Source organism: Paraburkholderia sp. J12 (assembly GCF_905220215.1).
Taxonomy (GTDB): Bacteria; Pseudomonadota; Gammaproteobacteria; order Burkholderiales; family Burkholderiaceae; genus Paraburkholderia.
This window is the reverse complement of the sequence record NZ_CAJMZC010000031.1, coordinates 1-25,059: the sequence shown is the minus strand read 5'-3', so window position 1 is coordinate 25,059 and position 25,059 is coordinate 1. Positions and strand designations below refer to the sequence as shown.

Sequence of the window (25,059 nt, the reverse complement as noted above, 5' to 3'; positions counted from 1 at the left end):
TCTGGTGGGCATCCAGGTGCCGGCCGCCGACGACGCGGAGTTCCGCCGCTTTCTCGCCACGCTCGGCTATCCGCACTGGGAAGAGACGCACAATCCGGCTTACCGGCTGTTCCTTCAATGAAGCCATGACGCCATGAGCGGCCGACGGCGGGGCACGCCCCGCCGTCCCCGTCCCGTTTCACGGCAAAATAATGCCTCGTCGAACCTTTCCCTCCACTCATGACCTTTCTCGATCCGGCTGAAATCAAAAGCTGGCACGCCCACGTCTATTTCGACGCCGCTACCCGCGATGCCGCCTGGGCATTGCGCATCGCCATCGAATCGCACTTTGCGTACCTCGGCAGCACGCTGCAGATGGGGCGTTTCCACGAGCGCCCGGTCGGCCCACATCCCAGGTGGTCGTATCAACTGGCCTTCCCGCGCGAGCGCCTGGCCGAAATTGCCGAATGGCTCGTGCTGAATCACGGCGCGCTCGACGTCTTCATTCATCCGAACACAACCGATTCACTGCGCGACCACCGCGATAGCGCCATGTGGATCGGCCATTCGCATCCGCTCAATCTGGCCGCGCTGGGCGGGTGAGCCACCATCGCGCGAGCCGCGCTTTCATCTGATGATTTGACGCGAGATAGCCGCAGAATCGGCAGCAAATCCGCGCTTTTGTCAGACGTAATAGCCCCGTTTTTATTCAAGTTTTAACGTTTGCTGCCGTTACTCAGCAGGTGCGCGCAGAACGCGCATCGCCAGCGTGCCGGCCATCCGCCGGCGCGCTGCATCACACGGTAGCGAACGCGGTGGGACCTGGCTTTCCGCGTCGCCTCAGAGGCACCAGGATTGAAGGCAGCACGGCATGCGGTTCTCCTCCCGATTCAGGCTAGAAGCCATTTCCCTTTTTGCAGTCGCGTTGCTCGCCGCGTGCGGCGGCGGTGGCGGCGGTTCTTCCGGCAGCACGAGCACCAGCAGCGCGCCGGTTGGCAACGCGTCGGGTAATAACAACGCGCAGACGCCGCCCGCCACGCAGCTGGCCGGCTCGGTCACGCTGCTTCCGGCCGCCGCTACGCCCACGACCTTGCCGTCCGCAAGCGGCAACGCCACGGCCGACGGCATTGCCTATGTCAACGCCATGCGCCAGACGGTCGGGCTGCCGGCGCTCGCCTCCGATGCCGGGCTGACTGCGGCGTCGCTCGACCATGCCACCTATCTCGTCGACAACCAGACTTACGGCCACGACGAGACGGCCGGCCTGCCGGGCTATACGGGCGCGACGCCGCAGGCGCGCATTGCCGCCGAAGGCAACTATTCGGCATACGGCGAAGTGGTGGTCGCGGGCCAGCCCGCCGCTTTTCCCAATAGCGTGACGCCGGTGCAAACGCTGTTCGACGCGCCGTACCACCGCATCGTCATGCTCGACGACTTCCAGTCGATGGGTACCGGCACGTCGGCGAACGCGAGCTGGGAAGCTTTCAACATCGATTTCGGCAATGAAGCGAATGCGATGCCGACAACCGCCGTCGTTACCTATCCTTATGCGGGACAAAAGGGCGTGCCGACCAGCTGGTTTGCGAACGAGTCGCCGAATCCATTCGCCAATGCCACGCAGTACGAACTCACCACGGTGGGTTATCCCGTGACGATTCAAAGCGGCTTTGCAGGCACGCTGAATGCTCTGAACTTCACGATTACCGATGCCAGCGGAAATAACGTGCCGTGTCTCGCGCAAACGCCGCAGACCGATCCGGATGAACTGACGAATGGCGCGCTGTGCGTGCCGTACCAGCCGCTCGCGAGCAACGCGACCTACCAGGTCCACGTCACGGGCGTGTTGACCAACGGCTCGCAGAACAACGTGATCGACGTGGCCTGGTCGTTCTCGACGGGCGTGGCAACGGTGTCGAACGAGGCACAGCCGGGCGCTCCGGCGAACCGGCCGCTGCCGCTGTTCTGATCGTCAGGCGCAAATCCGGACGTTAAAGCCCGCCTCTTCGTCGAGACGGGCTTTTCCTTATCGCGCGATTGGTTGTACGTACTACGATGGCAAGGGAAAAAAATACCGGCATGCACGCAATTACCCGCATTGAATTCCGCGTGCATTTTTTTCTGACTTCTGGCTTGCGAAAGGGGGCGTGTCGCCAATATTCCCTGAGCTATACTGCCGACCAATTACAGGAAACGTTTGCTGTTATCGACGGTTAAACCTTGGGTCGCGTTATTGCGACGAGCGGTAGAAAAAAAATTTGCCAGTCGTTACACTGCGCGCGATATTAGGCCCGAGGTTGAGCGTACGGCGTGCTGTCTCGCGAGCCGCCGTGTCGCCGGAAATCAAACGAACACCTACCCGGACCTGCCATCCATGCCGACCGTCGTCGATGTCTTGCTCGAACAGCATCTCTCTCCTCAATGGCGCGGTCTGCTGCGCGCGCTGGCTGCGGAGTTCGCGGCGCAGCTCGATCACGAGGAACTGCGCCAGTTGATGTTCCGCGTCGGCGAGCGTTTCGCCGCCGAGCATCCCCTGCCTGCCTGCGACTCCACCGAAGCCCTTGCCGCCGCGCTCAACGCGCGCTGGGCCTCGATCCAGTGGGGCTGCGTGGAGCTGGCCGACGAAGGAGACTACCTGCGCATCGTGCACTACGGCGCACCGCTGACCGCCTTCGGCGGCGATGCCCTCGCCTGGACGCCGGCGCTCCTGCAGGGCAGCTATCAGGCGTGGCTCGATGCGATGGGCGCGTCGGATCTGACGGTCGTGCAGGCCGGCGTACCCGAAGACGGTTATGCCGTCGAATTCCATCTGGCGCGCGCAACGGCCTGACCGGTGGGTTATTGCTGGTTATCGCCGCCGGCTGACCGGTAGTTCGCAATCGATTTTCATCGTTCGTCCGACTATGAGCACCTCACGCGACATCAAAGCACTCTTCGACCGGTTCGGGGGGGACTCGAGCAGCTACCGGGAGATCCGCATGGAAGGCGAGGCACATGAGGCCCGCGGCCGCTGGCCGTTGCTCGGCATGATCGACCCGCGCAAGGTCGAGCTGGACGCGCTTGACGCCGCGCGCCGTCAGGGGGCCGCCGATCCGGTGGAACCAGAGGCCGGGGAGGCTGGCGAGGACGCCGGGACCGGCTCGGTATTCGCGCCGCCGCGCGCCGGCGGCGGGCTCCTGCCGCGTGACCGTTCGCAGGCGGCGCTGCGCCGCTCGGCGCCGCTCTTCACGCGCTCCCCGCGCCGCGATATTCCGCCCGTGCTCCAGAAGTCGCAGCCGAAGGCGCCCGAAAGCGCGGCGTTCCGCTTTTCGCCGACGCCCTCGATGGAGGCGCGTGCCGACGCGATGCCGCAGCAGCCCGAGCCCGGCACCGCCGCGAGCATCGCGAGCCCCGAGGCGACGGCGCCCGCGCCGCGCGTCGCGCCACGCGGCGCCGCTCTGCCGCCGCTGACCGGCCGCCCCGCGATGACCGCGCCTGCGATTGCACCGCGAACGGCGCCTGTCGCGTCCGCACCGCTTGCAGCGGGTCCGGTAGCGAGCGCAGCAGCGAATCTGGCAGCACCAAACCGTCCGCTTGCTACGTCCACCCGTTCGTCGCCGCTCAGGAAGCTGATTGGCGCGGCGCCCGCAGCATCGCTGGAAAGCGCGCCACCCATCCAGGCGCCCGGAACAGACGGGCGCCTCGACAGCCTGTTCGGCAGACTGCGCGGCACCGCTCAGGCGCCGCGCCTGCAGGCAGCGGGCGTCGAACCGAAAGCCGCGGCTGCGCCGCGCCGTCCATGGTTTCTGAAGGGAGTGGGCCGACCATGAAAGTGGTGAGTGTGGTGTCGGCCAAGGGCGGAGTGGGCAAAACGACGCTCGCCGCCAACCTGGCTTCCGTGCTCGCGGCGGCCGGGCGGCGCGTAGTGGCGGTCGATCTCGACCCGCAGAATTCGCTGCGGCTCTACTTCGGCGTTCCGCTCGACAGTGTCGACGGCCTCTCGCGCGCCGCGCTCGCGGGTGTGCCGTGGCAGCGCGCGATGGTCGATGGCGCCGACGGCGTGACGGTCCTCGCGTTCGGCGCGCTCATCGAGGAGGAGCAGCATCTCTTCGAACGCCATCTGGACGAGAACCCGCTGTGGTTCGCGCAGGGCCTCGCCGCGCTGCGGCTCGGCCCGTCGGACATCGTGGTCGTCGACACGCCGCCGGGCTCGTCGGCGTACACGCGCGCCGCGCTTTCGGCCGCGCATTTCGCCGTCAACGTCGTGCTCGCGGACGCCGCCTCCTACGCCGCGATCCCGCAGATGCAGCGCATGATCGACGCTTACGCGGCCCCGCGCCCGGAATTCGTCGGCGAAGGCTACGTGGTGAACCAGGTCGATCAGGCGCGCCAGCTCAACAAGGACGTCCTGCGCGTGCTGCGCGACATGCTGGGCGGCCACATGTTTCCCGGTTCGATTCACGCCGACGAGGGCGTGAGCGAATCGCTCGCCTGCAACACCACGGTGGTGCGTTACGACCCGCTCTGCCAGGCCTCCGCCGACATGCGCGCCTGCGGAGCCTGGCTGCTCGCGGCGCTGGACGCACCGGCCGCCACCGCGGATTCGCGAAGGAGCGTGGCATGAGCACCCTGGAGACCGATTCCGCCGGCGCGGCGCCACGGCGCGCCACGCGCCTCGAACGCTTTGCCGACGCGCGCATCTGGAGCAGCACGCCGTTCGTGATCGTGCTCACGGCGCTCGCGCTCTGCTCGCTGTTCTTCGTCTTCACGGTGCCGCTGCCGAACACCGAGCAACTCGTGTTCGCCGCCTGCTGCTTCGTCTGCGCGCTGCTGTTCCGCCGCGTGGAGGGGCACTACGCGACACTCGTGATGGTCATGCTTTCCGTGATCGCTTCGGGCCGCTACATGTTCTGGCGTCTCACGGAGACGACCTACTGGACGCGCCCGCTCGACGTGGCCTGGGGGCTGCTGCTGGTGTCGGCCGAGGTCTACGCGACGCTCGTGCTGATGCTCGGCTACTTCCAGACCGCCTGGCCGCTGCGCCGCAAGCCCGTGCCGCTGCCGGCCTCGCGCACGGACTGGCCCACCGTCGACGTGTTCATCCCGACCTACAACGAGCCGCTCGCGGTCGTGAAGCCCACGATCTACGCGGCGCTCGCACTCGACTATCCGCCCGACAAGCTCTCGATCCACGTGCTCGACGACGGCCGCCGTCCCGAGTTCAAGGCGTTCTGCGAAGAAGTGGGCGTGAACTGGACGATTCGCGCGCACAACCGCCACGCGAAGGCCGGCAACATCAACGAGGCGCTCAAGATCACGAGCGGCGAATACTTCGCCATCTTCGACTGCGACCACATCCCCACGCGCTCCTTCCTGCAGATCTGCCTCGGCTGGTTTCTGCGCGACAAGAAGCTCTCGATGCTGCAGACTCCGCACCACTTCTTCTCGGCGGACCCGTTCGAGCGCAATCTCGGCACCTTCCGCAAGGTGCCTAACGAAGGCGAGCTCTTCTACGGCCTCGTGCAGGACGGCAACGATCTCTGGAACGCCACGTTCTTCTGTGGCTCGTGCGCGCTCTTGCGCCGCTCGATGGTGGAGGAGATCGGCGGCATTGCGGTGGAGACCGTGACCGAGGACGCCCACACGGCGCTCAAGCTGCACCGCCTCGGCTATACCACGGCCTATCTCGCGATTCCGCAGGCCGCGGGCCTCGCCACCGAAAGCCTCTCGGGCCACATCGGCCAGCGTATTCGCTGGGCGCGCGGCATGACGCAGATCTTCCGCATCGACAATCCGCTCGGCGGCAAGGGCCTCTCGCTCGGCCAGCGCCTGTGCTACCTGAACGCGATGATGCACTTCTTCTACGGCGTGCCGCGTCTCGTGTTCCTCACCGCGCCGCTGTCGTTCCTGTTCTTCGGCGCGCACGTGATCCAGGCGTCGGCGGCGGCCATCGCGCTTTACGCGCTGCCGCACATGTTCCATGCGAACGTCACGAACTCGCGCATGCAGAGCGCGTTCCGCCATTCGTTCTGGGCCGAGGTGTACGAGTCGGTGCTGGCGTCGTACATCACGGCGCCCACGCTGCTCGCGCTCATCAACCCCAAGCTCGGCAAGTTCAACGTGACGGCCAAGGGCGGCCAGATCGCCGAGAACTACTTCGACTGGTCGATCTCGCGGCCCTATCTGATCCTGCTGATCCTGAACCTGCTCGGCTTCGTGTTCGGCCTCGTGCACATCTACAACTACGCGCACGTGCACAGCGAAGTGCAGACCACGATCCTCAATCTCGCGTGGACAACCTACAACATGCTGATTCTCGGCGCGAGCGTGGCGGCCGCCAACGAGCAGAAGCAGGTGCGCGCCGTGCATCGCATCGCGATGAAGATGCCCGTGATGCTGCGCTTCGGCACGGGCCGCACGCTGGCGTGCGAGACCATCGACTACTCCGAGGGCGGCGTGGGTGTCGCGCTGCCGCAGAATATCCAGGTGCCGCTGCATGAGAACGTGACGGTCTCGCTCTTTCGCGGCGACGAGGAATATGCGTTCGCGGCGACCGTGAGTTTCTCCGCGCCGGGACGCGCCGGGCTGCATTTCGTCGAGATGACCAGGGATCAGGAATTCGACTTCGTGAAGACGACGTTCTCGCGCGCCGATGCGTGGACCGGCTGGGCGGAGGGCCGGCAGGCCGACGCACCGCTGCGCGCGCTCTCGCACGTGTTACGCGTGGGGGTGCGCGGTATCGGCGGACTTTTCGAACATCTTTACGGCGACCTGCGCGCGTGGACGAAGCGCGAAGGCAAGAAGGCCGGACAAAAAGACAGCCAAGGGACATGAAAAAAAGGACCGGGGTTTTACGTCCGCGCCACGGCTCGGACGAGGGAGGGGCTGCATGCGCGGGCATGCAGCGAAGCCAGCCGGGCGAGGCGCGCGTTTCGCGATATGCGCGTATGACGCGTGCGCTCACGTGGTGTGTCGCCGCGCAGATCGCCATGGCGCCGTGGATCGCACCGTTCTTCGGCGCATCGAACGCCTGGGCGCAAAAAGTCCCTGCGGCCCCCGCGGCCGCATCGGCTCCGGTCGTGACGGGCACGGGCCGCTCCGCAGACGGTGCGACGGCAGTGGGTGCCGTGCCGCCGCCGGGACCGGCGCAGACGTTCGACCCGCAGGAGATCAAGCAGCCGGCGGTCGCGCTGACCGTGCCGCCGCTTTCGCCCGAACAGCAAAAGCTCCTCGGCATGCGTCCGCCGACCACGGCCAACCCCGGCACGCTGGTGCCAGGCGGGCGGCGCCAGACGCTGACTTTCGCCGATCTCGGCGCACTCGATCCGCTCCAGTTGCGCGGCACCGACGGCCAGAACGGCGTGCCCTTCTCGGTGCGCAACGACGAAGTGGTCACGGGCGCGGTGCTGCATCTCATCTATAGCTACTCGCCCGCGCTCTTGCCCGAGCTTTCGCAATTGAAGGTGCTCGTGAACGGCGAAGTGGCGGCTACGTTGCCGGTGCCGCACGACCAGGCGGGCACGACGGTGGCGCGCGACATTTCGCTCGATCCGCGCTTCATCACCGAGTTCAATCACCTCAACATCCAGCTGATCGGCCATTACACGCGCAGCTGCGAAGATCCCTCGAACTCCGCGCTGTGGGCGACCGTGAGCAATGCGAGTTCGCTCGACCTGACCTACGCATCGCTGCCGACGAAGCCGGATCTGGGCGCGTTGCCGCAGCCGTTCTTCGACCGCCGCGACGTGCGCCGGCTCGAACTGCCGTTCGTCTTTGCCGACAAGCCCGACCCCGACACGCTTGCCGCCGCGGGCACGGTGGCCTCGTGGTTCGGCGCGCTGGCAGGCTACCGCGGCGCGCTCTTTCCGGCCCAGGTGGGCAGCGTGCCGCTCTCGGGCAACGCCGTGGTGTTCGCGCTGGCCGATTCGCATCTCGACGGCGTGACGCTGCCGGGCGTCTCCGGTCCGACCCTCGCCGTGGTGGATCGCAGCGAGCCGGCGCGCGGCGAACTGCTGCTGGTGCTCGGCCGCAACGCGGAAGAGTTGCGCACCGCGGCCAGCGCGCTCGCGCTCGGCGAAAACACGCTTTCCGGCACGAGCGTCACGGTGAGCCAGCTCACCACGCTCAAGCCGCGCGTGCCCTACGACGCGCCGAACTGGCTGCCGACCAGCCGGCCGGTGCGCTTCGGCGAACTGGTGCAGGACGAGCGCGCGCTCTCGGTGACGGGCTACGACGCGGGCGCGATCTCGCTGAACCTGCACGTGCCGCCCGATCTCTTCATGTGGAACACCAAGGGTGCGCCGCTCGATCTGCGCTACCGCTACTCGGTGCGTCCGCGACCGGACCGCTCGTCGCTGAACGTCAGCGTGAACAACAACTTCGTGTCGGCGCTGCAGATTCCCGCGGTGACGCCGTCGCGCTTCAGCCTGAGCAGCCTGCTCGCGCGTTTCGGCGCGGATTTTTCGACGACGGGCGTCGCGCGCCGCATCGTGCACGTGCCGCCGCTCCTGCTCACGCCGCGTTCGCAACTGCGCCTGCACTTCTACTACGACATTCCCGATACGGGCGAATGCACGGGCCGGTTGCTGCAGAACGTGGCGGGCTCGATCGATCCCGATTCGACGATCGATCTCTCCGACTTCCCGCACTACATGGCGCTGCCGGACCTCGCCGCGTTCGCGAACAGCGGCTTCCCGTTCACGCGCATGGCGGATCTCTCGGAAACGGCGGTGATCTTCCCGAGCGAGCCGACGCCGAGCGACTACAGCCTCTATCTGCTCGCGATGGGGCGCATGGGCGAATCGACGGGTTATCCGGTCACGGGCGTGACGATCGGCGGGCCGGGCGACGTCGCCCGCCTCGAAGACAAGGATCTGTTGATGCTGGGCGGTCCGGGCCGTCAACCGCTGCTGCAAACGTGGGCGAAGTCGATGCCGTTCTCGACCGACGGCGACACGAGCACCTTCACGCTCTCGGACCTCGCGTTCGAACTCGAAGACTGGTGGCACGGCCCGCGCGGCGTGGAGCGCGCACCCGCGCGCGCCGATCTCTCGCTCGTGAGCAACGGCGGCAGTGCGCTCATCACGGGCTTCGAATCGCCGTTGCGCCAGGGGCGCAGCGTGGTCGCGCTGATCAGCGCGCCGGGCGAATCGGAGGCGGAGATCACTTCGGCGCTGCTCGATGCCGACGTGCTGCCGTCGATCCAGGGCGCCATGGACGTGATCCACGGCCGCACGGTCACGGTCACCTCCAATGGCGAGGCCTACTACGTGGGCTCGCTCTCGCCGATCGAGTATCTGCGCTGGGTGCTGTCGTCGCATCCGCTGCTGCTCGTGCTGAGCGGGGTGTTCGCGGCCATCGTGATCGCAGCGCTCTTCTTCCGTATTCTGCGCGCTGTGGCTGCGCGTCGCCTGAAGGACTGATATGAAACAGCCCTCGCGCCGGGTTCTCGTTGCCTGCCGGCTCGCCTGCGGCGTCGCGCTCGTTTTCGCGGCCCTGGGGGCCGAGGCGGCCACCTGCAGCGACTGGTCCTCGTACCGCTCGTTCGTCGCGCGCTTCGTGCAGCCGGACGGCCGCGTGGTCGACTATTCGACGGCCGTGCAGCAATCGACCTCGGAGGGCCAGTCGTACGGCATGTTCTTCGCGCTCGTCGCGAACGACCGCGCCACGTTCGACCGGCTGCTGGCCTGGACGCGCCTGAATCTCGCGGGCGGTCAATTCGACGCCGGCAACATGCATTTGCCTGCATGGCAATGGGGCAGAAAGCCCGATGGCTCGTGGGGCGTGCTCGACCCGAACTCGGCTTCCGATGCCGACCTCTGGATCGCCTACGACCTCCTGCAGGCCGGCCGGCTCTGGAACTCGCCCGATTACACGGCGCTCGGCACGGCGCTCGCCGCACAGATCGAGAAGCGCGAGATGACCGACCTGGCGGGTCTCGGCCCGATGCTGCTGCCCGGGCCGCAGGGTTTCGTCAACGGCGGCGTGACGCGCCTGAATCCGAGTTATCTGCCGCTGCCGCTGCTGCGCGGTCTCGCGCAGGACCTGCGCACGGGTCCGTGGACCGCGCTCGCGCAGAGCACGCTGAAGATGGTGACCGCCACTTCGCCGCGCGGCTTCGCGCCCGACTGGGCCGCCTGGCACCAGGGGCAATTCGTCGTCGATCCGAAGACCGGCGACCTGGGCAGCTACGACGCGATTCGCGTCTATCTCTGGGCGGGTCTCACGGCGAGCGCCGATCCGCTCGCGAAGCCCTGGCTCGACGCGGTGCGCGGCATGAGCGAGCGCGTCGCGCAAACGGGCGTGCCGCCGGAGAAGGTTGCGGTGGCAACGGGCATCGGCAGCGGGGAGGGGCCGCTCAGCTATTGGGGGGCGCTGGCCCCTTATTTCGCCGCGCTCGGCGACACGAAGAGCCTCGCGCTCGCGCGCACGCACCTGGCCGCGCTCGACGACGGCTTGCCGGGCCGCGAGCCGGTGTACTACGACCACGTGCTGGGCCTCTTCGGCACCGGCGCGATCGACGGCCGTTACCGCTTCGACGCGGATGGGCAACTGATCCCGTCGTGGAGGGGCGCATGCGAATGAAGATGCGACCCGGCCGCGCCCGCACGCTCGCCGCCTGCCTCGCGCTCGCGGGCAGCGTTGCGCTGACGCTCGCGCCGGCGGTGCATGCCGCAGCGCCGGACCCCTTGCAGGCGCTCGTCGATCAGGGCAAGTACTGGCAGGCCCATGGCCGCGGCGATCTTGCCGAGCAGGCCTGGCAGAAGGTGCTGCGCATCGATCCGAAGCAGCCCGATGCGCTCTTCGGCATGGGCATGGTCCTGGCCGACCGCAAGGACGGCGGCGGCGCGGAGCAGTATCTGGAGAAGCTGCGCGCCGCGGCGCCCGATTATCCCGGCATCGACGAACTGGGCCGGCGGCTGGGGCAGAGCAGTCCGCGCGACCAGACCGTGAACGACGCGCGGCGCCTTGCGCAGATGGGCAAGAGCGCGTCGGCGGTCGAGCAGTATCAGAAGGCGATCGGCGGCAAGCCCGCCACGCCCGAATTGCGGCTCGAGTATTACCAGGCGCTCTCGGCCACGCCGAACGGCTGGGACGAGGCACGCAAGGGGCTCGAAGATCTCGCGCGCGAGAACCCCGACGACCCGCGCTACGCGCTGGCTTACGCACAGCACCTCACGTACCGCGATGCCACGCGCCGCGACGGCATTGCCCGGCTCGAGCAGCTGGCAGGCGACGGCAAGGTCGGGCCGCAGGCGCGCGCGAGCTGGCGCCAGGCGCTCCTGTGGCTCGCGGCGCGGCCTTCCGACCAGCCGCTCTACGACGCCTATCTGAAGCTCGTGCCCGACGATCCGGCCGTGAAGGCGCGCTACGAGAGCATGGTCAAGCAAGACCAGGAGGGTCGCCTGCGTTCCGGGGAGGACGCGGCGAACGACGCGCGCGGGCGCACGATCGGCGAGGGCTTCGCCGCGCTCGACCGCGACGACCTCGTGACGGCGCGCGCGCGCTTTACCTCGGTGCTCGCTTCCTCGCCGAACGACGGCGATGCGCTCGGCGGCCTCGGCATCGTCGAATTGAAGCAGGAGCACTTCGAAGCGGCCCGCAACTACCTCGAACGCGCGTCGCGCGCGGGCAATCCGGCGCGCTGGCGCCAGGCGCTCACGAGCGCGACCTACTGGACCTACACGAGCCAGGCGATCGGCGCGCAGAGCAACGGCGACTTCGAAAAAGCCAAGTCGCTCTACGAGCGTGCGATTGCGCTCAATCCGTCCGACGTCACGGCCCAGGTCATGCTGGGCGAAGCGCTGCTCGCCAATCGCGATCCGCAGGGCGCCGAGCAGGCCTACCGCATGGCGCTGCGCCGCCAGGCCGACAACCCCGACGCGATTCGCGGCCTCGTGGGCGCGCTCGCCGCGCAGGGCCGCGGCGACGAGGCGCTGCAGTTCGCCACCCAGCTCACTGCCGAGCAACAGGCCAAGGCAGGCGGTCTCGACCGCCTGCGGGGCACGGCGGAAGCGGCGCAGGCGCGCGAAGCCGAAGCCCAGGGCGACCTCGGGCGGGCGCGCAGCCTGTTCGAAGATGCACTCGTGAGTAATCCTGACGATCCGTGGCTGCGGCTCGACCTCGCGCGCATCTACGTGCGCCAGGGCGCGGTGGGCACGGCGCGCAGCATGATGGACGGCTTGCTCGCCACGCACCCCGACATGGTCGACGCGCTCTATGCGAGCGCACTGCTCGCCGAGCAGACGAAAGACTGGTCGAACGGCCTGCAGGTGCTGGACCGTATTCCCGTTGCCCAGCGCACTGCGGCGATGACCGAATTGCAGCATCGCCTGTGGCTGGGCCAGCAGGTCGATCTCGCCGCGCAGATGGCGAGGCGCGGTCAGAACGCGCAGGCGCTCGCAGTGCTGCGCAACGCCGAACCCATTGCGCTCGCCACGCCCTCGCTCATCGGCGAACTGGCGGGCGGCTACGTGGCCGCGGGCGATCCGAACCGCGCGCTGTGGCTCGTGCAGGGCGCGATGTCGGCGGCGCCGGGCGACCCCGGGTTGCAGCTGCAATACGCGGGCATCCTGTTCGCGAGCCATCAGGACGCGCTGCTGGGCGACGTGATGCGGCGCCTCGGGACGATGCAGCTCACGCCCGAGCAGCGCACCGACTTCGACAACCTGAATCTCGCCATCGTCGTGCGCCAGGCCGATAAGGTGCGCACGAGCGGCGACCTCGCGAGCGCCTACGCGGTGATCGCGCCGTGGCTCGCGGCCATGCCCGACAACCCGGACCTGCAGGCGGCGCTCGCGCGGATGTACTCGTCGGCGGGCGATCCGGCGAATGCGCTCAAGTGCTATCGCGTGGCGCTCGGGCGCCGCCCCGACGACCTCGGCCTGCAGACCGCGGCGATCTACGCGGCTACGGCGACGAAAGACTGGCGCTTCGCCGAAGACACCGCGACGACGGCGCTCAACAGCGCGCCCGACGATCCCGATCTGCTCGCGGCCGTGGGCCGGATGTACCGCGCCGAGGGCAAGCTCACCCTCGCTGCGCAGTACCTGAAGCGCTCGCTCGTGGCGAGCACCACGCCGCCGGGCGCGCGGGTTGCGACGGCGGCCTCGAATGTGCCGCGCGGCTGGGAGGCGTTCAGCCGGCCGATCGGCGCGAATCCGCTGCCGGGCACCAATCCGTTCGAGGGCAGGACGGCAGTCGATACGGCGGGCGCCGCGTCGGCCGCTGCCGCGGATTTTGCGGCGCCCGCACCCAGTTCGCCTTCCTGGTCCAAACTTTCGTCACCCGTCACGACCGTGCCTACTTCCCTCCCGCCGGCGCAGCCCGCGCCGTACGTCACGCCCTACGTGGCGCCTGCCGGGGCTGTCTCGGGATATCAGCCGCTACCCGCGACGAACCCGCTGGCGAGCGTGCCTCCGGCCCCGGCCGACGACGGTTACGGGCCCGATACCTATGGCTCCAGCGCGTCGGGCGCGCCTGTCGCGGCGCAACCGTTGCAGCCCTATGCGCAGTACGCGCCGCAGCCTTACGCGCAACCCGCGCCCGCCGCGCCGTATCCGCAGCAGCCTTATCCGTATCCGCCGCAGCAACCCGGGCCCTATGCCGCGACGCCCTGGCCGATGTCGCCCGCGGCGCAAGAGGCGCAGGGGGGCTATGGCACGCCGCCGCTGCCTGCACGCGCGCCTTCGGGCAAGCGCACGACCGCGCAGTCGCGCAAGCAGGCGAATGCGAGCCGCCAGGCTTCCGTGCCGCAGGGGTATGGTCAGCCGCAGTCTTATCCGTCGTACCCGCAGGGTTATGGGCAGCCGTATCCGCAGCAGCCTTACCCCCAGCAGCCGTATCCGCAACAGGGGTATGCACAGCAGCCGTATCCGCAGGCTTATCCACAGCAAGGCTACGCGCCGCAACCCTATCAGCCGCAGCCGTACGCGCAGCAGGGCTATGGCCAGCCTTACGTGCCCCAGCCGCCTTACCCGAGCCAGCCCAGCCCGGCTAACCCGGGCTACGCGGCGCAGCCGTACATCCCGCAGCCGCCGGCCGGCTACGCCCAGCCGTATGCACCGGCCACGGCCGGCGCCACGCCGTCGCCGCAACAGGTAGCGAGCACGCAGACACTCGGCGTGGCGGCGGAGCTTGCCGAAGTGAACCGGGACCAGGCCAGCACGATCACGGCCGGCCCCGTGTTCCGCAACCGCGCGGGCGAGGATGGCCTCACCGACCTCACCGACATCGAAGCGCCCATTCAGGGACGCATCCAGGCGGGCAACGGCCATGTCGTCGTGACGGCCACGCCGGTTACGCTCGACGCCGGCACGGCGGCGACCGACCTGCCGACCCTGGCGCGCTTTGGTTCCGGTCTTGCGCTTAGCCCGACGGGCAGCAGCTTCGGGTCGCAGACGGCCAGCGGCGTTGGGCTCTCGATCGGCTACGAGACGAATTCGCTGAAGGCGGACATCGGCGCCACGCCGGTGGGCTTCCGTTATCAGAACGTGGTGGGCGGCGTCGAGTACGACGGCGGCATTACCGACAAGGTTTCGTATTCGCTCGCCGTCACGCGGCGCGCGGTGACCGACAGCCTGCTTTCGTACGCCGGCGCTCGCGACCAGGGGGCGAATCTCGAATGGGGCGGTGTAACCAAATCGGGCGGGCGGGCAGCGCTCGGTTGGGACGACGGTACGAGCGGCCTCTACGCGAACCTTCAGTTCCAGTACTACGACGGCCACCACGTGGTGAGCAACTATGAAGTCAAGGGCGGCGGCGGCGCTTACACGCGCCTCTATCAGGATGCCGACCAGAGCCTGATGGTGGGTCTCAATACCACCGTGATGTCGTACGACAAGAACCAGTCGTACGTGACCTATGGGCAGGGCGGTTATTTCAGTCCGCAGGAGTACGTGATCCTGAACCTGCCTCTGGAATATGCAGGCCGCACGGGCGCCTTCACCTATGACCTGAAGGGCTCCATAGGCGTGCAGCACTATCGGCAGGACGCGGTGCCGTATTTCCCGCTGGACAATACGTTGCAGGCCAGCGCTTCAGGCAACATGGACACGGTGAATGCCCAGAAGACGGTTTCACTCGATCCGAACGCGATCTACCCCGGCCAGAGCAAAACGGGCCTCGCATACTCGCTCTACGCGAGCGGCGAGTATCAGCTGGCGCCGCAGCTGGCGGTGGGCGCGATGGCCTCGCTCGGCAACGCGTATCAGTACCGCGAGTGGATTGCCGCCGTGTATGTGCGTTACAGTTTCACGCCGCAGTCGGGCCTGCAGCCGTTCCCGCCCAGGACGCTCACGTCGCCGTATCTGGCCAATTCCGACTGAGAAACGGCGCAAAAAACCCCATACGGCAGCCAGGAGCGGCGTATGGGGTTGCGTGAATGACCGGGAACTGGCCGGGAACAGCCGGCGCGTTACTCGAAAATCTCCAGCGCCTCCGCGCGGATCATCTGTGCGAGATTCGACGGGCGTCCGCGTGTACTGCTCACCGGGTGGTAGATGAAGTCGCCGCGCGAAATGCTCTTGCCGGTGAGCGCGCACACGCCGCGCGATCGCGCGGCGCGCAGCACCCAGCGCTGCTCGCGGTAGTTGCCGCCGGTCGAATCGCGCCACGAGATCGATACGGCTTTCTCGCCAATGCGCTCCACGAAGGTCACGACCGCATTGCGCCCGTACTCCGTCACGGCCTCCCGGCTTTTCGGCGCGGGTGCTTCCGTGAGCGCTTCGTCGTCGAGGCCGGTTTCATCCGGGTCGATGCTCTCGGCGAACTGGCCGAGCTGCAGAATGGTTGCCGCCCACGGGTCGCCGGCCAGCTCCCGTGCGGACCCGACACCATGCGCCGGTCCGCACAGGGGATAGCCGGACGCCGTGTGCCTGGAAAATGTCGTTCGTAGCTGGCTCACGTCGAATCCCTCCGGTCCTGTGCGATCTCGCCGGTATCGTATCTGCCATGCCAGACAGGATAAATCCCGATTCTCCAAATACTCAGTTTGGACTCGCCAAACAATGGCAATCTTGTCAGGTTCGTAATGCGGTGGGTGATGCCTTTCGGCTTGCAAGGCGGGAGCCGCTTTTTAGTGAGCCGGATTCCGCTAATACATTCGTAGTCCTGAGGAAAACTACGCAGCCTGCATGACACCTGCAGACGGGCATGACGCAGGCCGAGCCTCAGTGACCGAACGATCCCGAAGCCGCCGGCGCCGCCTCGGCCGTGCCGGGTTTTTGCCGGTTGCGTCATGGGGACGCCCGGCGCGCATCTCGGGGTGCGACCAGGAATGGTACTCGCTGTGCCGGTTTCGCGGGTGTGCCGGCCGCAGTGGGGTCCGCAGTGGGGCACATACGCTGGCGGGGCGCCTCTGCTACGCTTCAAAGATGCAAACCGGCGGCGATGGGCAATCGGTTCCCGCCCGATAGCCGATAGCGCCGCTCTTGCCGAAAGGAGTTCGACATGAAAGCTTACGTCTCCCGGGCAGCGCGGCTGCCCGTTCTTGCCATCGCGCTTGCCGGAAGTATCGCTGCCGGTTTTGCCGCGGGTTCCGCCAGTGCACAGCTTGCTCCCAATGACGATCTCAAGTCGCCGCAGAACAGCCTCGCGCTGATGCCCAACGCGGCGCCCGGCAGCGAATATCCCACACACGGCAACCGGCAGGCCGGCGAGTTGCCCGTCGGCCCCACCGATCCGCGCGGCCAGCTGGCCAACGGCCAGCCGAACAATGCCGAAGCCGGCGGCTATGGCGCGCCGCTGGCGGGCGTGCGCAATGCGGTCGCGCCGGTCAATGGGATGTGAGGCGCGATGTGAGGCGGCGCGAGCCGCCTCGCTGCGTGCCTGAGCTTGCCGGGTCTAGAGGCGCTCCGGCAGCCAGGCGAGCTGCGCCTCGATTGCCTCGCCGGGTGCGAGCACCGTCCCGCCCACGTCCAGCCGTGTCGCGCGCAGATTGAGCCAGTCGGTCGTGTTGCTGACCGGCTCGGCGCAGAAGTACGGCAGGCCCGCCGGGCTGAAGAGCACGAAATAGTCGAGCGGCGCGCTCGCGCGCAGCGCGAGGCGCCGGCCCGCGTGCGGCCATTCGATCAGCGCTTCGCGGCGCCAGCCGGAGAAGTTGTTGTCGAGGTCGAAGTCGTCGAGCACGAGGCCTGCCTGCAGCGCGTCGACGGCAGGATGCGTGCTCAATGAAACCGGCAGCACTTCGGAATCGATTTCCCACATGGCGCGCACGCGCGCGGCGATGCGCGTCCCGGTCTGTCGCGGATAGTACGGATGGTGGCCGAAGCCGAACGGCATCGGCCGCGAGGCGAGGTTGCGCGCCCAAAGCCGCACGCTCAGGCCCGTGGCGTCGAGCACGATATGCTGCCGCGCCTCGTAGCGGAACGGCCAGCCCGCGTGCGCGTCTGCCGCTCCGGCTTCGCGGGCGCTCCGGTGTCCGTCCCGGCGCCCGCGCGGCTCGTGCACGAAATGGAGCGTGACGCTGTCTTTCGTGCGCGCCTCCACGGTCCACGGACGGCGCCATGCATGGCCGTGCAGCGCGTGGCGCAGCGCGCCGGTGCCGCTCGGCAGGTCGATCATCTCGCCTTCGAAGCGAAAGCGTCCGTCGCGGATGCGGTTGCAATAGGGCATCAGCGGGAAGCTGGCCATGCCGAGCGGGTCGCGGGCGTCGAGAGCCGCACGGCTCGCCGGGCGCAGCCAGTGGAATGCGTCGGCCCCCGCGGCGCCGGCGTCGTAGAACGCGGCAATCGAGCCGCCCACATGCGGCGCGACGAGCGCGCGCGATTCGCCGCACGTCAGCGTGACGAGCTGCCCGTCATCGAGCGCGCAGGCATCGAACGGCGGATCCTGTTGCGAGGGAGGCCCGATCGGAGCACCGCTGTCGCGGGCGGTGCGGCGCGAGCCGGACGGTTGGGCTGTCAAATGATCGCTCTCCGGGTAGGTCACGGGTTCGCCTGGTATCGCTAAAATTATTACTAATAATCGTTAATATAGGCGCGAAAAGCAATGGGCAGTGAGCGCAGAAAATGGCGACATACTCCAATTGATGGGTCAAATTATTAGTGCTACGCTTCGCCCACCAGCGCACGCCCGATCGGCCGCACCGCTCGCCGCGAGGCCGCGCAGCCTTTCCTGCCCCCGATGAAAAAATCGACCCAGCGCCGTCCGACCATGACCGACATCGCGAAAGCGGCCGGTGTGTCGCAATCGACGGTTTCGCTCGTTCTCAATGGCGCAGTGGGCGCCAAGCTCTCCGAAGCCACGCGCCGCAAGGTGAACGATGTCGCGCAGTCGCTCGGCTACCAGTTGCCGATCCGCGCCGCGCAGCCCGCGCCCGCGGGCGACCGCAACCTGATCATCTACATTGCCGACGAAGTCTCCACGAGCCCGCACCCCGTCGTGAGCATCGACGGCGCGCGCGACGCCGCCTGGAACAACGGCTGCGTGCTGGCTGTGTTCTCGACCCACGGCAATGCGCAGATGGAGCAGCGCGTGCTGCAGACGCTGGCGCTGCCCAACGTGCTGGGCGTGATCTACGCCACCGTGTACACGCGCAAGGTGACCGTGCCGCCCGCGCTCCTGAAGGTGCCGGCCGTGCTGCTCAACTGCTACTCGTCCGATCACGCGCTGTCGTCGGTCGTGCCGGCCGAGGTCACGGGCGGCCATACGGCCACGGAATACCTGATCCAGGCGGGCCACCGGCGCATCGGCTTCATCAACGGCGAGACCTGGCAGGACGCGGCGAAGGACCGCCTGAAGGGCTATCGCCAGGCGCTCGCGACCGCCGACCTGCTGTACGACGAACGCCTCGTGCGCGACGGCGACTGGAGTCCCGGCAAAGGCTTCGAACTCACGCTCTCGCTCATGCGCGAGGCGAATCCGCCCACGGCGATTTTCTGCGCGAACGACCTGATGGCGACCGGCGCGATCGAGGCGCTCAAGCAACTGGGCCTGCGCGTGCCCGAGGACGTCTCGGTAATGGGCTACGACGACCAGGAAATCGCGCGCCACACGCACCCGGCGCTCACCACGGTCGTGCTGCCGAACTACGAACTGGGCCGCTGGGCGGTGGAGGCGCTGCTGCAGGAAGAGCAGAACCGCAGCGCCGGCGCGCCGGTGCGGCGGCGCACCGTGAAGCTCGATGGTCCGCTCATCGAGCGGGCATCGGTCTGCGCGCCCAATGCCACCGCCCCCGTGAATACCCTCATTAATATCGTCGATAATTGACTGGTAATATTAGTTGAAGCAGTGGCCGTAATAATCCGGCGCAGTGCGTCGGATCCAGCGAAAACGAGAACAAGCGACTGGCCGGAGCGAGGTGGGAACCCGCGCCGCCGACGACTATCACGGAGACAGCCATGCGTCATCAACGTATTCAGTCCATCCTCATCGCCGCCGGGATTTGCTTCGCGGCGGCCGGCACCGGAAGCGCCTGGGCGCAGTCGGATTCCGGTGCCCAGAAAGTGCAGTCGAATTCCAGCGAGACCTGCACGAACCCCAAACCCGGCGGCACGAAGCTGAGCGACATGGTGGTGGGCTTCTCGCAATCGGAGAACGAACAGAACCCGTTCCGCGCGACGGAAACGGCTTCGGTGCGCGCGGCGGCCAAGGCGGCCGGCGTGAAGCGCCTGCTCTACACGAATGCCAATGCGAACCAGGCCAAGCAGGTGGCCGACATCGAAAGCATGATCAACCAGGGCGCGCAAGCGCTGATCGTGGCGCCGAACGACTCCACCGGCCTGCAGCCCGCGTTCGCGCAGGCGCGTGCCAAAGGCATTCCGGTCGTGACGATCGACCGCCTGACGGCCGGTAACTTCTGCGACGACTTCATCACCTTCCTCGGCTCCGACTTCTACAAGCAGGGCGAGCGCGCGGCCAAGGCGCTGGCCGACGCAACGGGCGGCAAGGCCGTCATCGCCGAAATCCAGGGCGGCTACGGCAACACGGTGGAGAGCCAGCGCACCGACGGTTTCGCCGCGGGCCTCAAGGCGTATCCGGACATGAAGATCGTCGCCGCGCAGACGGGTAACTGGTCCACGACCGAAGCGCAGAAGGTGATGGAGCAGATGCTGCTCGCGCACCCGGACATCAATGCGCTCTACACGCATGCCGACACCATGACGCTGGGTGCGATCACGGCGCTGCGCCAGGCCGGCAAGCTCAAGGGCGTGACCATCGTTTCGATCGACGGCACGAAGGAGATCGTGACCGACATCTCGCAAGGCATCGTCGCCGCGGACGTGGAGACGAATCCGCGCTTCGGCCCGCTCGCGTTCAAGTCGCTCGAAGACTGGTTCGCCGGCAAGCCGGTGCCGCAGAAGCAGATCATGGACGACGCGCTCTTCGACAAGACCAATGCGAAGCAGTCGCTCGACGCCGGCAAGGTCTATTGAGCGGCGCAGAGTCACCATGACGACGAGCGCGGCTGCCGCTACCCACTCCCCCTCCGCCCCGCCGCGCGCCGTCGTGCTCGAGACGCGCGGCGTGTCGAAGACCTTCGGCGTGGTGCGCGCGCTGCGCGACGTTTCGCTCACGCTGCGCGCGGGCGAAGTGCATGGCCTCGTCGGCGAGAACGGCGCGGGCAAATCGACCCTCATCAAGATTCTCACGGGCTTCTATCAGCCGGACGCGGGCGGGCTCCTGCTGGACGGCGCCGCGGCGGCGTTCGACAGCCCGCGCAGCGCGCAGCAGTCGGGCGTGTGCGCGGTCTATCAGGAAATCAACCTGATTCCCGAACGCAGCGTGGCCGACAATATCTTCTTGTGCCACGAACCGAAAAAATTCGGATTCCTGATCGACAGAAAACAGATGCTCGACCGGGCGGCGGAAATCGTGCAGCGCTACCGGCTGGCGGTCGATCCGGCGGCGCGGCTGGGGTCGCTCGGACTGGGCGCCCAGCAGATGGTGGCGATCGCGCGTGGCGTGTCGCTGGGCGCGCGCGTGCTGATCCTCGATGAACCCACTTCAGCGCTGAGCGGTGCCGAAGTGGATGTGCTGTTCGACGTGGTGGATCGCCTGAAGGCCGAAGGCATTGCCCTGCTGTTCGTGAGCCACCGGCTGTCCGAATGCTACCGGCTGTGCGACCGTTTCACCGTGATGCGCGACGGCGCCGTAGTGCGGACCGGCACGCCCGACGAACTGCCGCGCGGCGCGCTGATCGCCGCGATGCTGGGCCGCGAGAGCGCGGGCGAGCATGCGTGGTCGGATCGCTCGGGTCGTGCCGAAGCCGGGGCGGAGGTGACGCCGGCGCTCGAAGTGGCGCACCTGCAATGGGGCAACCGCGTGCGCGACGTGTCGCTGCGCGTGGCGCCGAAGGAAATCGTCGGGCTGGCGGGACTGCTCGGCTCCGGGCGCACCGAAACGTTCAAGGCGATCTTCGGCGCGCAGAAGCCGGACGGCGGCGAGGTCGATATCGACGGCCGGCCGCTCGGTCACGCTACGCCGGCGCGCTCGATTGCGCGCGGCCTCGCGTTTCTTTCCGAAGACCGGCGCGCGGAGGGCATTTTCCCGCATCTCTCGGTGCGCGAGAACATCGTTGCGAGCCTGCTGCCGCGCATCTCGCGGTTCGGTTTCATTTCCCGGGCGAAAGAAGCGCAGCTCGTGCGCGAGTCGATCGCGCGTCTTGGCATCAAGACGGCCGGGCCCGGCGCACCCATCTCCACGCTCTCGGGCGGCAACCAGCAAAAGGCGCTGATCGCGCGCTGCCTCTCCACCCAGCCCACCGTGCTGCTGCTCGACGACCCCACGCGCGGTATCGACGTGGGGGCGAAAGAGGAAGTGCATCGCGTCGTGCAGCAGCTTGCCGAGGAAGGATTGGCGGTGGTCGTCACGTCCTCGGAAATGGAGGAACTGCTTGCGCTGACCGACCGGCTCGTGGTGCTCAACGAGGGCGCGACCCAGGGCGGCATGCCCACCAGGGGCGCGCATCCCGACGACGTGCTCGCCGTGCTGGCGGGCCCGGGCACGAGCGATGCCGCAAGCCAGGACCTGAGCGACCACGCGGACGGCACGCCATGAACGCAGGCCGCCCGGACAAGGCACAATCGACGACGACGGCAACGATGGCGACCCACCTTGAATCGAACGAGGAACGCTTGAGCCCCTCGAACTCCCCCGCGCCGCGCGCGCCTTCGGGCGAGTCCCGCTCGCTGGCATGGCGCACGCTGCTGCGCGAGCACAGCGTCTATATTGCGCTGGCGGTGCTCGTTGCATTCAACCTCGCGGTCACGCCCGGGTTTTCGAATCCGTTCGCCGCACGCAGCCTGCTCTTCGAAGCGGCGCCGATCGTGCTCATTGCGTTGGGTCAAAACCTCGCGATCGCGACGCGCGGCATCGATCTCTCGGTCGGTTCGGTGATGGCGCTTTCCAGCGCGGCGATTGCGGTGTTCCTGCCGTATGGCGTGGGCACCGCCATGATCGCGGCGGTGGGCATCGGTGCCGTGGTCGGACTCTGCAACGGCATGCTGGTCGCGCTGCTCGCCATCGATCCTCTGATCTCCGGGCTTGCGCTGCTCGTGGCCGCGCGCGGGCTGGCGCAGGCGCTGCTGGGCGGCTCGCGCGTGAATCTGCCCGATACCGATGCATTCGACCTGCTCGGCGCCGGCACGCTCGGCCCGATTCCCCTTGTGATGCTCATCGCGCTGGCGTTCGCCGCGATCGTGGCGTTCGTGGTCCGCCGCACGACCTTTGGGCGCTACACGATCCTCGTAGGTGCGAGCCGCAGTGCCGCGTTCCTCGCGGGTATTCCGGTGCGTCGCACGCTCTTTCTCGTGTATGCGGCGAGCGGCACGCTCGCGGGACTGGCGGGGCTGTTCGCATCGGCACGGCTCGGCGCGGCCGACCCCAACTATGTGGGCGTGAACTTCGAGCTCGATGCGATTGCCGCTTCGGTGATCGGCGGCACGCCGCTCTCGGGCGGACGCATCTCGATCGTGGGCGCGGTGTTCGGCGTGCTGCTGCTGCAGGTGCTCGACGCGAGCTTCATCATGAACAACGTCAGCTACACGTACGCGCAGATCCTCAAGGCTGTGTTCATCGTCGTGGCGCTGTATCTGCAACGCTCGGGAGCCTGACGCCATGCCAATCGCCCACGCCGCCACCCCGGCCGCGCAAACGCGCGGCAGCCGGCGCGCCCAGCTCATCGCGCTCGTGCAGTCGCGCGGCGCGATCGGGATGCTCGTTGTCGTCGCGCTGATTGCAGGGATGGTGTTCCCGGATTTTCTGCGACCCGCCAATCTTGCCGACATTGTTTCGAACAGCGCTTTCCTTGGGCTCGTTGCCGTAGGGCAGAGCCTCGTCATCATTCTGGGCGGCTTCGATCTTTCGGTCGGCTCGATGGTCGGGCTCGGCACGGTGCTGGCCGCGTATGCCGCGCCGTATGGCTGGGGCGCGGCGATGCTCGCGCCTGTGGCGGCCGGGTTCGTCGTCGGGCTCGTCAATGGCGTGCTGATCGCACGGGCGCGTATGGCGCCGTTCATCGTCACGCTGGCGGCGCTGCTCGGTCTCAAGGGCTTCGCGCTCGTGCTCGCGAGCCAGGATCTGCTGATTGCGAATCCCGGGTTTTTCACGCGCATCGCCAACGGATCGATCTTCGGCGTGAACAATCTGATCTGGGTGATCGTGGTGGTCTACGGTCTCGGCGCGTTGCTGCTCAATCACACGCGCTTCGGTGCGGCGATCTTTGCCATCGGCGGCAATGAAGAGGCGGCGCGCATGCTGGGCGTGCGAGTCGAACGGGTGAAGATCCTCGCGTATGGGCTGAGCGGCGCGCTTGCCGGGCTTTCGGGAGCGCTGCTCGCGTCGCACCTGGATTCGGGGCTCTCGGGCGCCGGCACCGGCTATGAGTTGCAGTCGATTGCGGCGGCGGTGATCGGCGGCGTGCTGCTGACCGGTGGCGTGGGCACCATGGCCGGCCCGCTGGCCGGCGTACTGCTGCTGGGGGTGATCGATAACGTCATCAATCAGGTCGGCACGCTGAGCCCGTATTATCAGAACCTCGCGAGTGGCGCGTTTCTGCTCGCGGCCGTGATCGTCCAGACGGTGCTCACGGGACGCCGGCACGGCGCAGCCCGTACGCCCGGAACCCGCGGGCGCGTTGTACGACGGCCTGCGGGTTCGTGACCGGCGTCGATCTTCTTTCCTTCCGCACTCATTCCCGCTTACCACTTTTACTGTTGCGAGACGGACAGCCTCACGCGCGTCGCGCCTTCCGTCTGCGCCGTGATTTCGGTACGGCTTGCGCGCGTGCCGAGATAGAAATGCTGGCGGCCTGGTGAGTTCAGATCGTGCGTGGCATCGGGCAGGCATGCGGCGATGTCGGCGCCGACTCCTTCGAGCGGATTGCCGCCGCTGTCCGCATTGGCATTGCGGGTATTCCATTCGCATTGGTAGGTGCCGTGCGTCGTCGCGCAGTGGGCATCGTCGCCATAGGGCTGTGCGACTGCGCGGCCATCGTCGGGGCCGAGGGCGGCGAAGTGCTGCGGCGCTGCGGCGACGATGCGCTTGAGCGCGGCGCAGGGGCTGGCGGTGTCGTCGGCGTGGGCGGCGGACTCGGCGCTCAGGGCGGCGACGAGGCAAAACGAGGCGCCAACGGAAATCTTCAGGATCATCGGATGCATGGTGTGCCGCTGCGTGGGGCAGCGCCTCCCGGCAAATGCGACTTCGGTAAAGGCGCAAGCGTCGTGCCGGGAACGGGGGTTGCGTGACTTCTCCCTACGTAGCTAACTAGAGAGGGCACGACATGAAAAGTCGATCGATCCAGATGAGGGCTGCTGCGGCGGCACTGCTTATGGGGTTGTCCTGGGCACTGGCCGGCCATGCGGCGACGGAAGAAGAAGAGGATCACGCCTGCCGCGGCGATGCCTTTCATTTCTGCGCGAGCGATATCCCTAACAAAGAGAAGATCGCTGCGTGCCTGAAGCAGCACTACAGCGAATTGTCGCCGCCGTGCAAGGCGATGTTCGGGAAGAAGCCCAAGGGGCAGTGACCTCGAACGACGCTGCGATGGTTTGACGTTATAGTCGCGACTGTGATGGAGCACGAGAGCGAGGCTGCTTGCAGGCGGTATTTGCCTCACCCGAAAAATATTCGCAAAAGAGGCTTGACGGACCTGCATCCGTTCTC

The 25,059-nt window shown here is 67.5% G+C and carries 19 protein-coding genes; 16 read left to right on the top strand and 3 right to left on the bottom strand.

Features of this window, described 5'->3' with window-relative positions; genetic code table 11:
- The first annotated feature begins 219 nt into the window (after positions 1–219).
- The 9 genes from U5760_RS31270 (at position 220) to U5760_RS31230 (ending at position 15,281) form a co-directional block, all read left to right on the top strand.
- Positions 220–582 (top strand): DOPA 4,5-dioxygenase family protein, encoded by a 363-nt coding sequence (locus U5760_RS31270; RefSeq protein ID WP_322016170.1) that lies wholly within the window; start codon positions 220–222, stop codon positions 580–582.
- A 268-nt stretch (positions 583–850) separates the two neighbouring features.
- Entirely contained in the window at positions 851–1,945 is a 1,095-nt protein-coding gene (locus U5760_RS31265) for a CAP domain-containing protein (protein ID WP_322016169.1), read from the top strand.
- A gap of 405 nt (positions 1,946–2,350) precedes the next feature.
- Positions 2,351–2,806 carry a cellulose biosynthesis protein BcsD gene (gene bcsD, locus U5760_RS31260; RefSeq protein WP_322016168.1) on the top strand — a complete coding sequence of 152 codons (456 nt, stop codon included), beginning with the start codon at positions 2,351–2,353 and terminating at the stop codon, positions 2,804–2,806.
- Positions 2,807–2,879: 73 nt separating this feature from the next.
- Positions 2,880–3,785: a cellulose biosynthesis protein BcsP gene (gene bcsP, locus U5760_RS31255; RefSeq protein ID WP_322016167.1), complete on the top strand. Its 906-nt coding sequence runs from the start codon at positions 2,880–2,882 to the stop codon at positions 3,783–3,785.
- The gene (gene bcsQ / locus U5760_RS31250) at positions 3,782–4,579 is read left to right on the top strand and encodes a cellulose biosynthesis protein BcsQ (protein WP_322016166.1); all 798 of its coding nucleotides are present in this window, start codon (positions 3,782–3,784) and stop codon (positions 4,577–4,579) included. The genes bcsP and bcsQ overlap by 4 nt, the downstream gene beginning before the upstream one ends.
- Entirely contained in the window at positions 4,576–6,789 is a 2,214-nt protein-coding gene (gene bcsA / locus U5760_RS31245; protein ID WP_322016165.1) for a UDP-forming cellulose synthase catalytic subunit, read from the top strand. Before bcsQ ends, bcsA begins: the two co-directional genes overlap by 4 nt.
- 113 nt (positions 6,790–6,902) lie before the next feature.
- A complete protein-coding gene (gene bcsB / locus U5760_RS31240) occupies positions 6,903–9,377 on the top strand; it encodes a cellulose biosynthesis cyclic di-GMP-binding regulatory protein BcsB (protein WP_415914213.1) in 2,475 nt (824 codons plus the stop codon).
- Position 9,378: 1 nt separating this feature from the next.
- Positions 9,379–10,539 carry a cellulose synthase complex periplasmic endoglucanase BcsZ gene (gene bcsZ, locus U5760_RS31235; RefSeq protein WP_322016163.1) on the top strand — a complete coding sequence of 387 codons (1,161 nt, stop codon included), beginning with the start codon at positions 9,379–9,381 and terminating at the stop codon, positions 10,537–10,539.
- Positions 10,530–15,281: a cellulose synthase subunit BcsC-related outer membrane protein gene (locus U5760_RS31230; RefSeq protein WP_322016162.1), complete on the top strand. Its 4,752-nt coding sequence runs from the start codon at positions 10,530–10,532 to the stop codon at positions 15,279–15,281. The genes bcsZ and U5760_RS31230 overlap by 10 nt, the downstream gene beginning before the upstream one ends.
- Positions 15,282–15,370: 89 nt before the next feature.
- On the opposite strand, the gene U5760_RS31225 is transcribed toward U5760_RS31230, so the two are convergent.
- Positions 15,371–15,859 carry a DUF3331 domain-containing protein gene (locus U5760_RS31225; protein ID WP_322016161.1) on the bottom strand — a complete coding sequence of 163 codons (489 nt, stop codon included), beginning with the start codon at positions 15,857–15,859 and terminating at the stop codon, positions 15,371–15,373.
- A 545-nt stretch (positions 15,860–16,404) separates the two neighbouring features.
- Here U5760_RS31225 and U5760_RS31220 point away from each other — a divergent pair.
- A complete protein-coding gene (locus U5760_RS31220; RefSeq protein ID WP_322016160.1) occupies positions 16,405–16,743 on the top strand; it encodes a hypothetical protein in 339 nt (112 codons plus the stop codon).
- Between the two features lie 54 nt (positions 16,744–16,797).
- Here the strand turns inward: U5760_RS31220 and U5760_RS31215 are convergent, their stop codons facing one another.
- Complete coding sequence (locus U5760_RS31215) at positions 16,798–17,859, bottom strand: aldose 1-epimerase (protein ID WP_322016159.1); 1,062 nt, start codon at positions 17,857–17,859, stop codon at positions 16,798–16,800.
- Positions 17,860–18,078: 219 nt separating this feature from the next.
- On the opposite strand from U5760_RS31215, the gene U5760_RS31210 reads away from it, so the two are divergent.
- The 5 genes from U5760_RS31210 to U5760_RS31190 all read left to right on the top strand — a co-directional run bounded on the left by U5760_RS31210 (position 18,079) and on the right by U5760_RS31190 (position 24,057).
- Complete coding sequence (locus tag U5760_RS31210; RefSeq protein ID WP_322016158.1) at positions 18,079–19,164, top strand: LacI family DNA-binding transcriptional regulator; 1,086 nt, start codon at positions 18,079–18,081, stop codon at positions 19,162–19,164.
- 131 nt (positions 19,165–19,295) lie between these two features.
- On the top strand, positions 19,296–20,330 hold the full coding sequence (locus tag U5760_RS31205; protein WP_322016157.1) for an ABC transporter substrate-binding protein: 1,035 nt from the start codon (positions 19,296–19,298) through the stop codon (positions 20,328–20,330).
- Positions 20,331–20,346: 16 nt separating this feature from the next.
- Positions 20,347–21,954, top strand: coding sequence for a sugar ABC transporter ATP-binding protein (locus U5760_RS31200; protein WP_322016156.1), 1,608 nt, complete (start codon positions 20,347–20,349; stop codon positions 21,952–21,954).
- Complete coding sequence (locus tag U5760_RS31195) at positions 21,951–23,009, top strand: ABC transporter permease (protein WP_322016155.1); 1,059 nt, start codon at positions 21,951–21,953, stop codon at positions 23,007–23,009. The genes U5760_RS31200 and U5760_RS31195 overlap by 4 nt, the downstream gene beginning before the upstream one ends.
- Before the next feature lie 4 nt (positions 23,010–23,013).
- Positions 23,014–24,057, top strand: a complete 1,044-nt coding sequence (locus U5760_RS31190) for an ABC transporter permease (RefSeq protein WP_322016154.1) — start codon at positions 23,014–23,016, stop codon at positions 24,055–24,057.
- Between the two features lie 47 nt (positions 24,058–24,104).
- Here U5760_RS31190 and U5760_RS31185 read toward each other — a convergent pair whose 3' ends face one another.
- Positions 24,105–24,554 carry a hypothetical protein gene (locus tag U5760_RS31185; RefSeq protein ID WP_322016153.1) on the bottom strand — a complete coding sequence of 150 codons (450 nt, stop codon included), beginning with the start codon at positions 24,552–24,554 and terminating at the stop codon, positions 24,105–24,107.
- 122 nt (positions 24,555–24,676) lie between these two features.
- Between U5760_RS31185 and U5760_RS31180 the strand changes: the two genes are divergently transcribed.
- Positions 24,677–24,922 (top strand): hypothetical protein, encoded by a 246-nt coding sequence (locus U5760_RS31180; RefSeq protein WP_415914212.1) that lies wholly within the window; start codon positions 24,677–24,679, stop codon positions 24,920–24,922.
- The last annotated feature ends 137 nt before the right edge of the window (positions 24,923–25,059 follow it).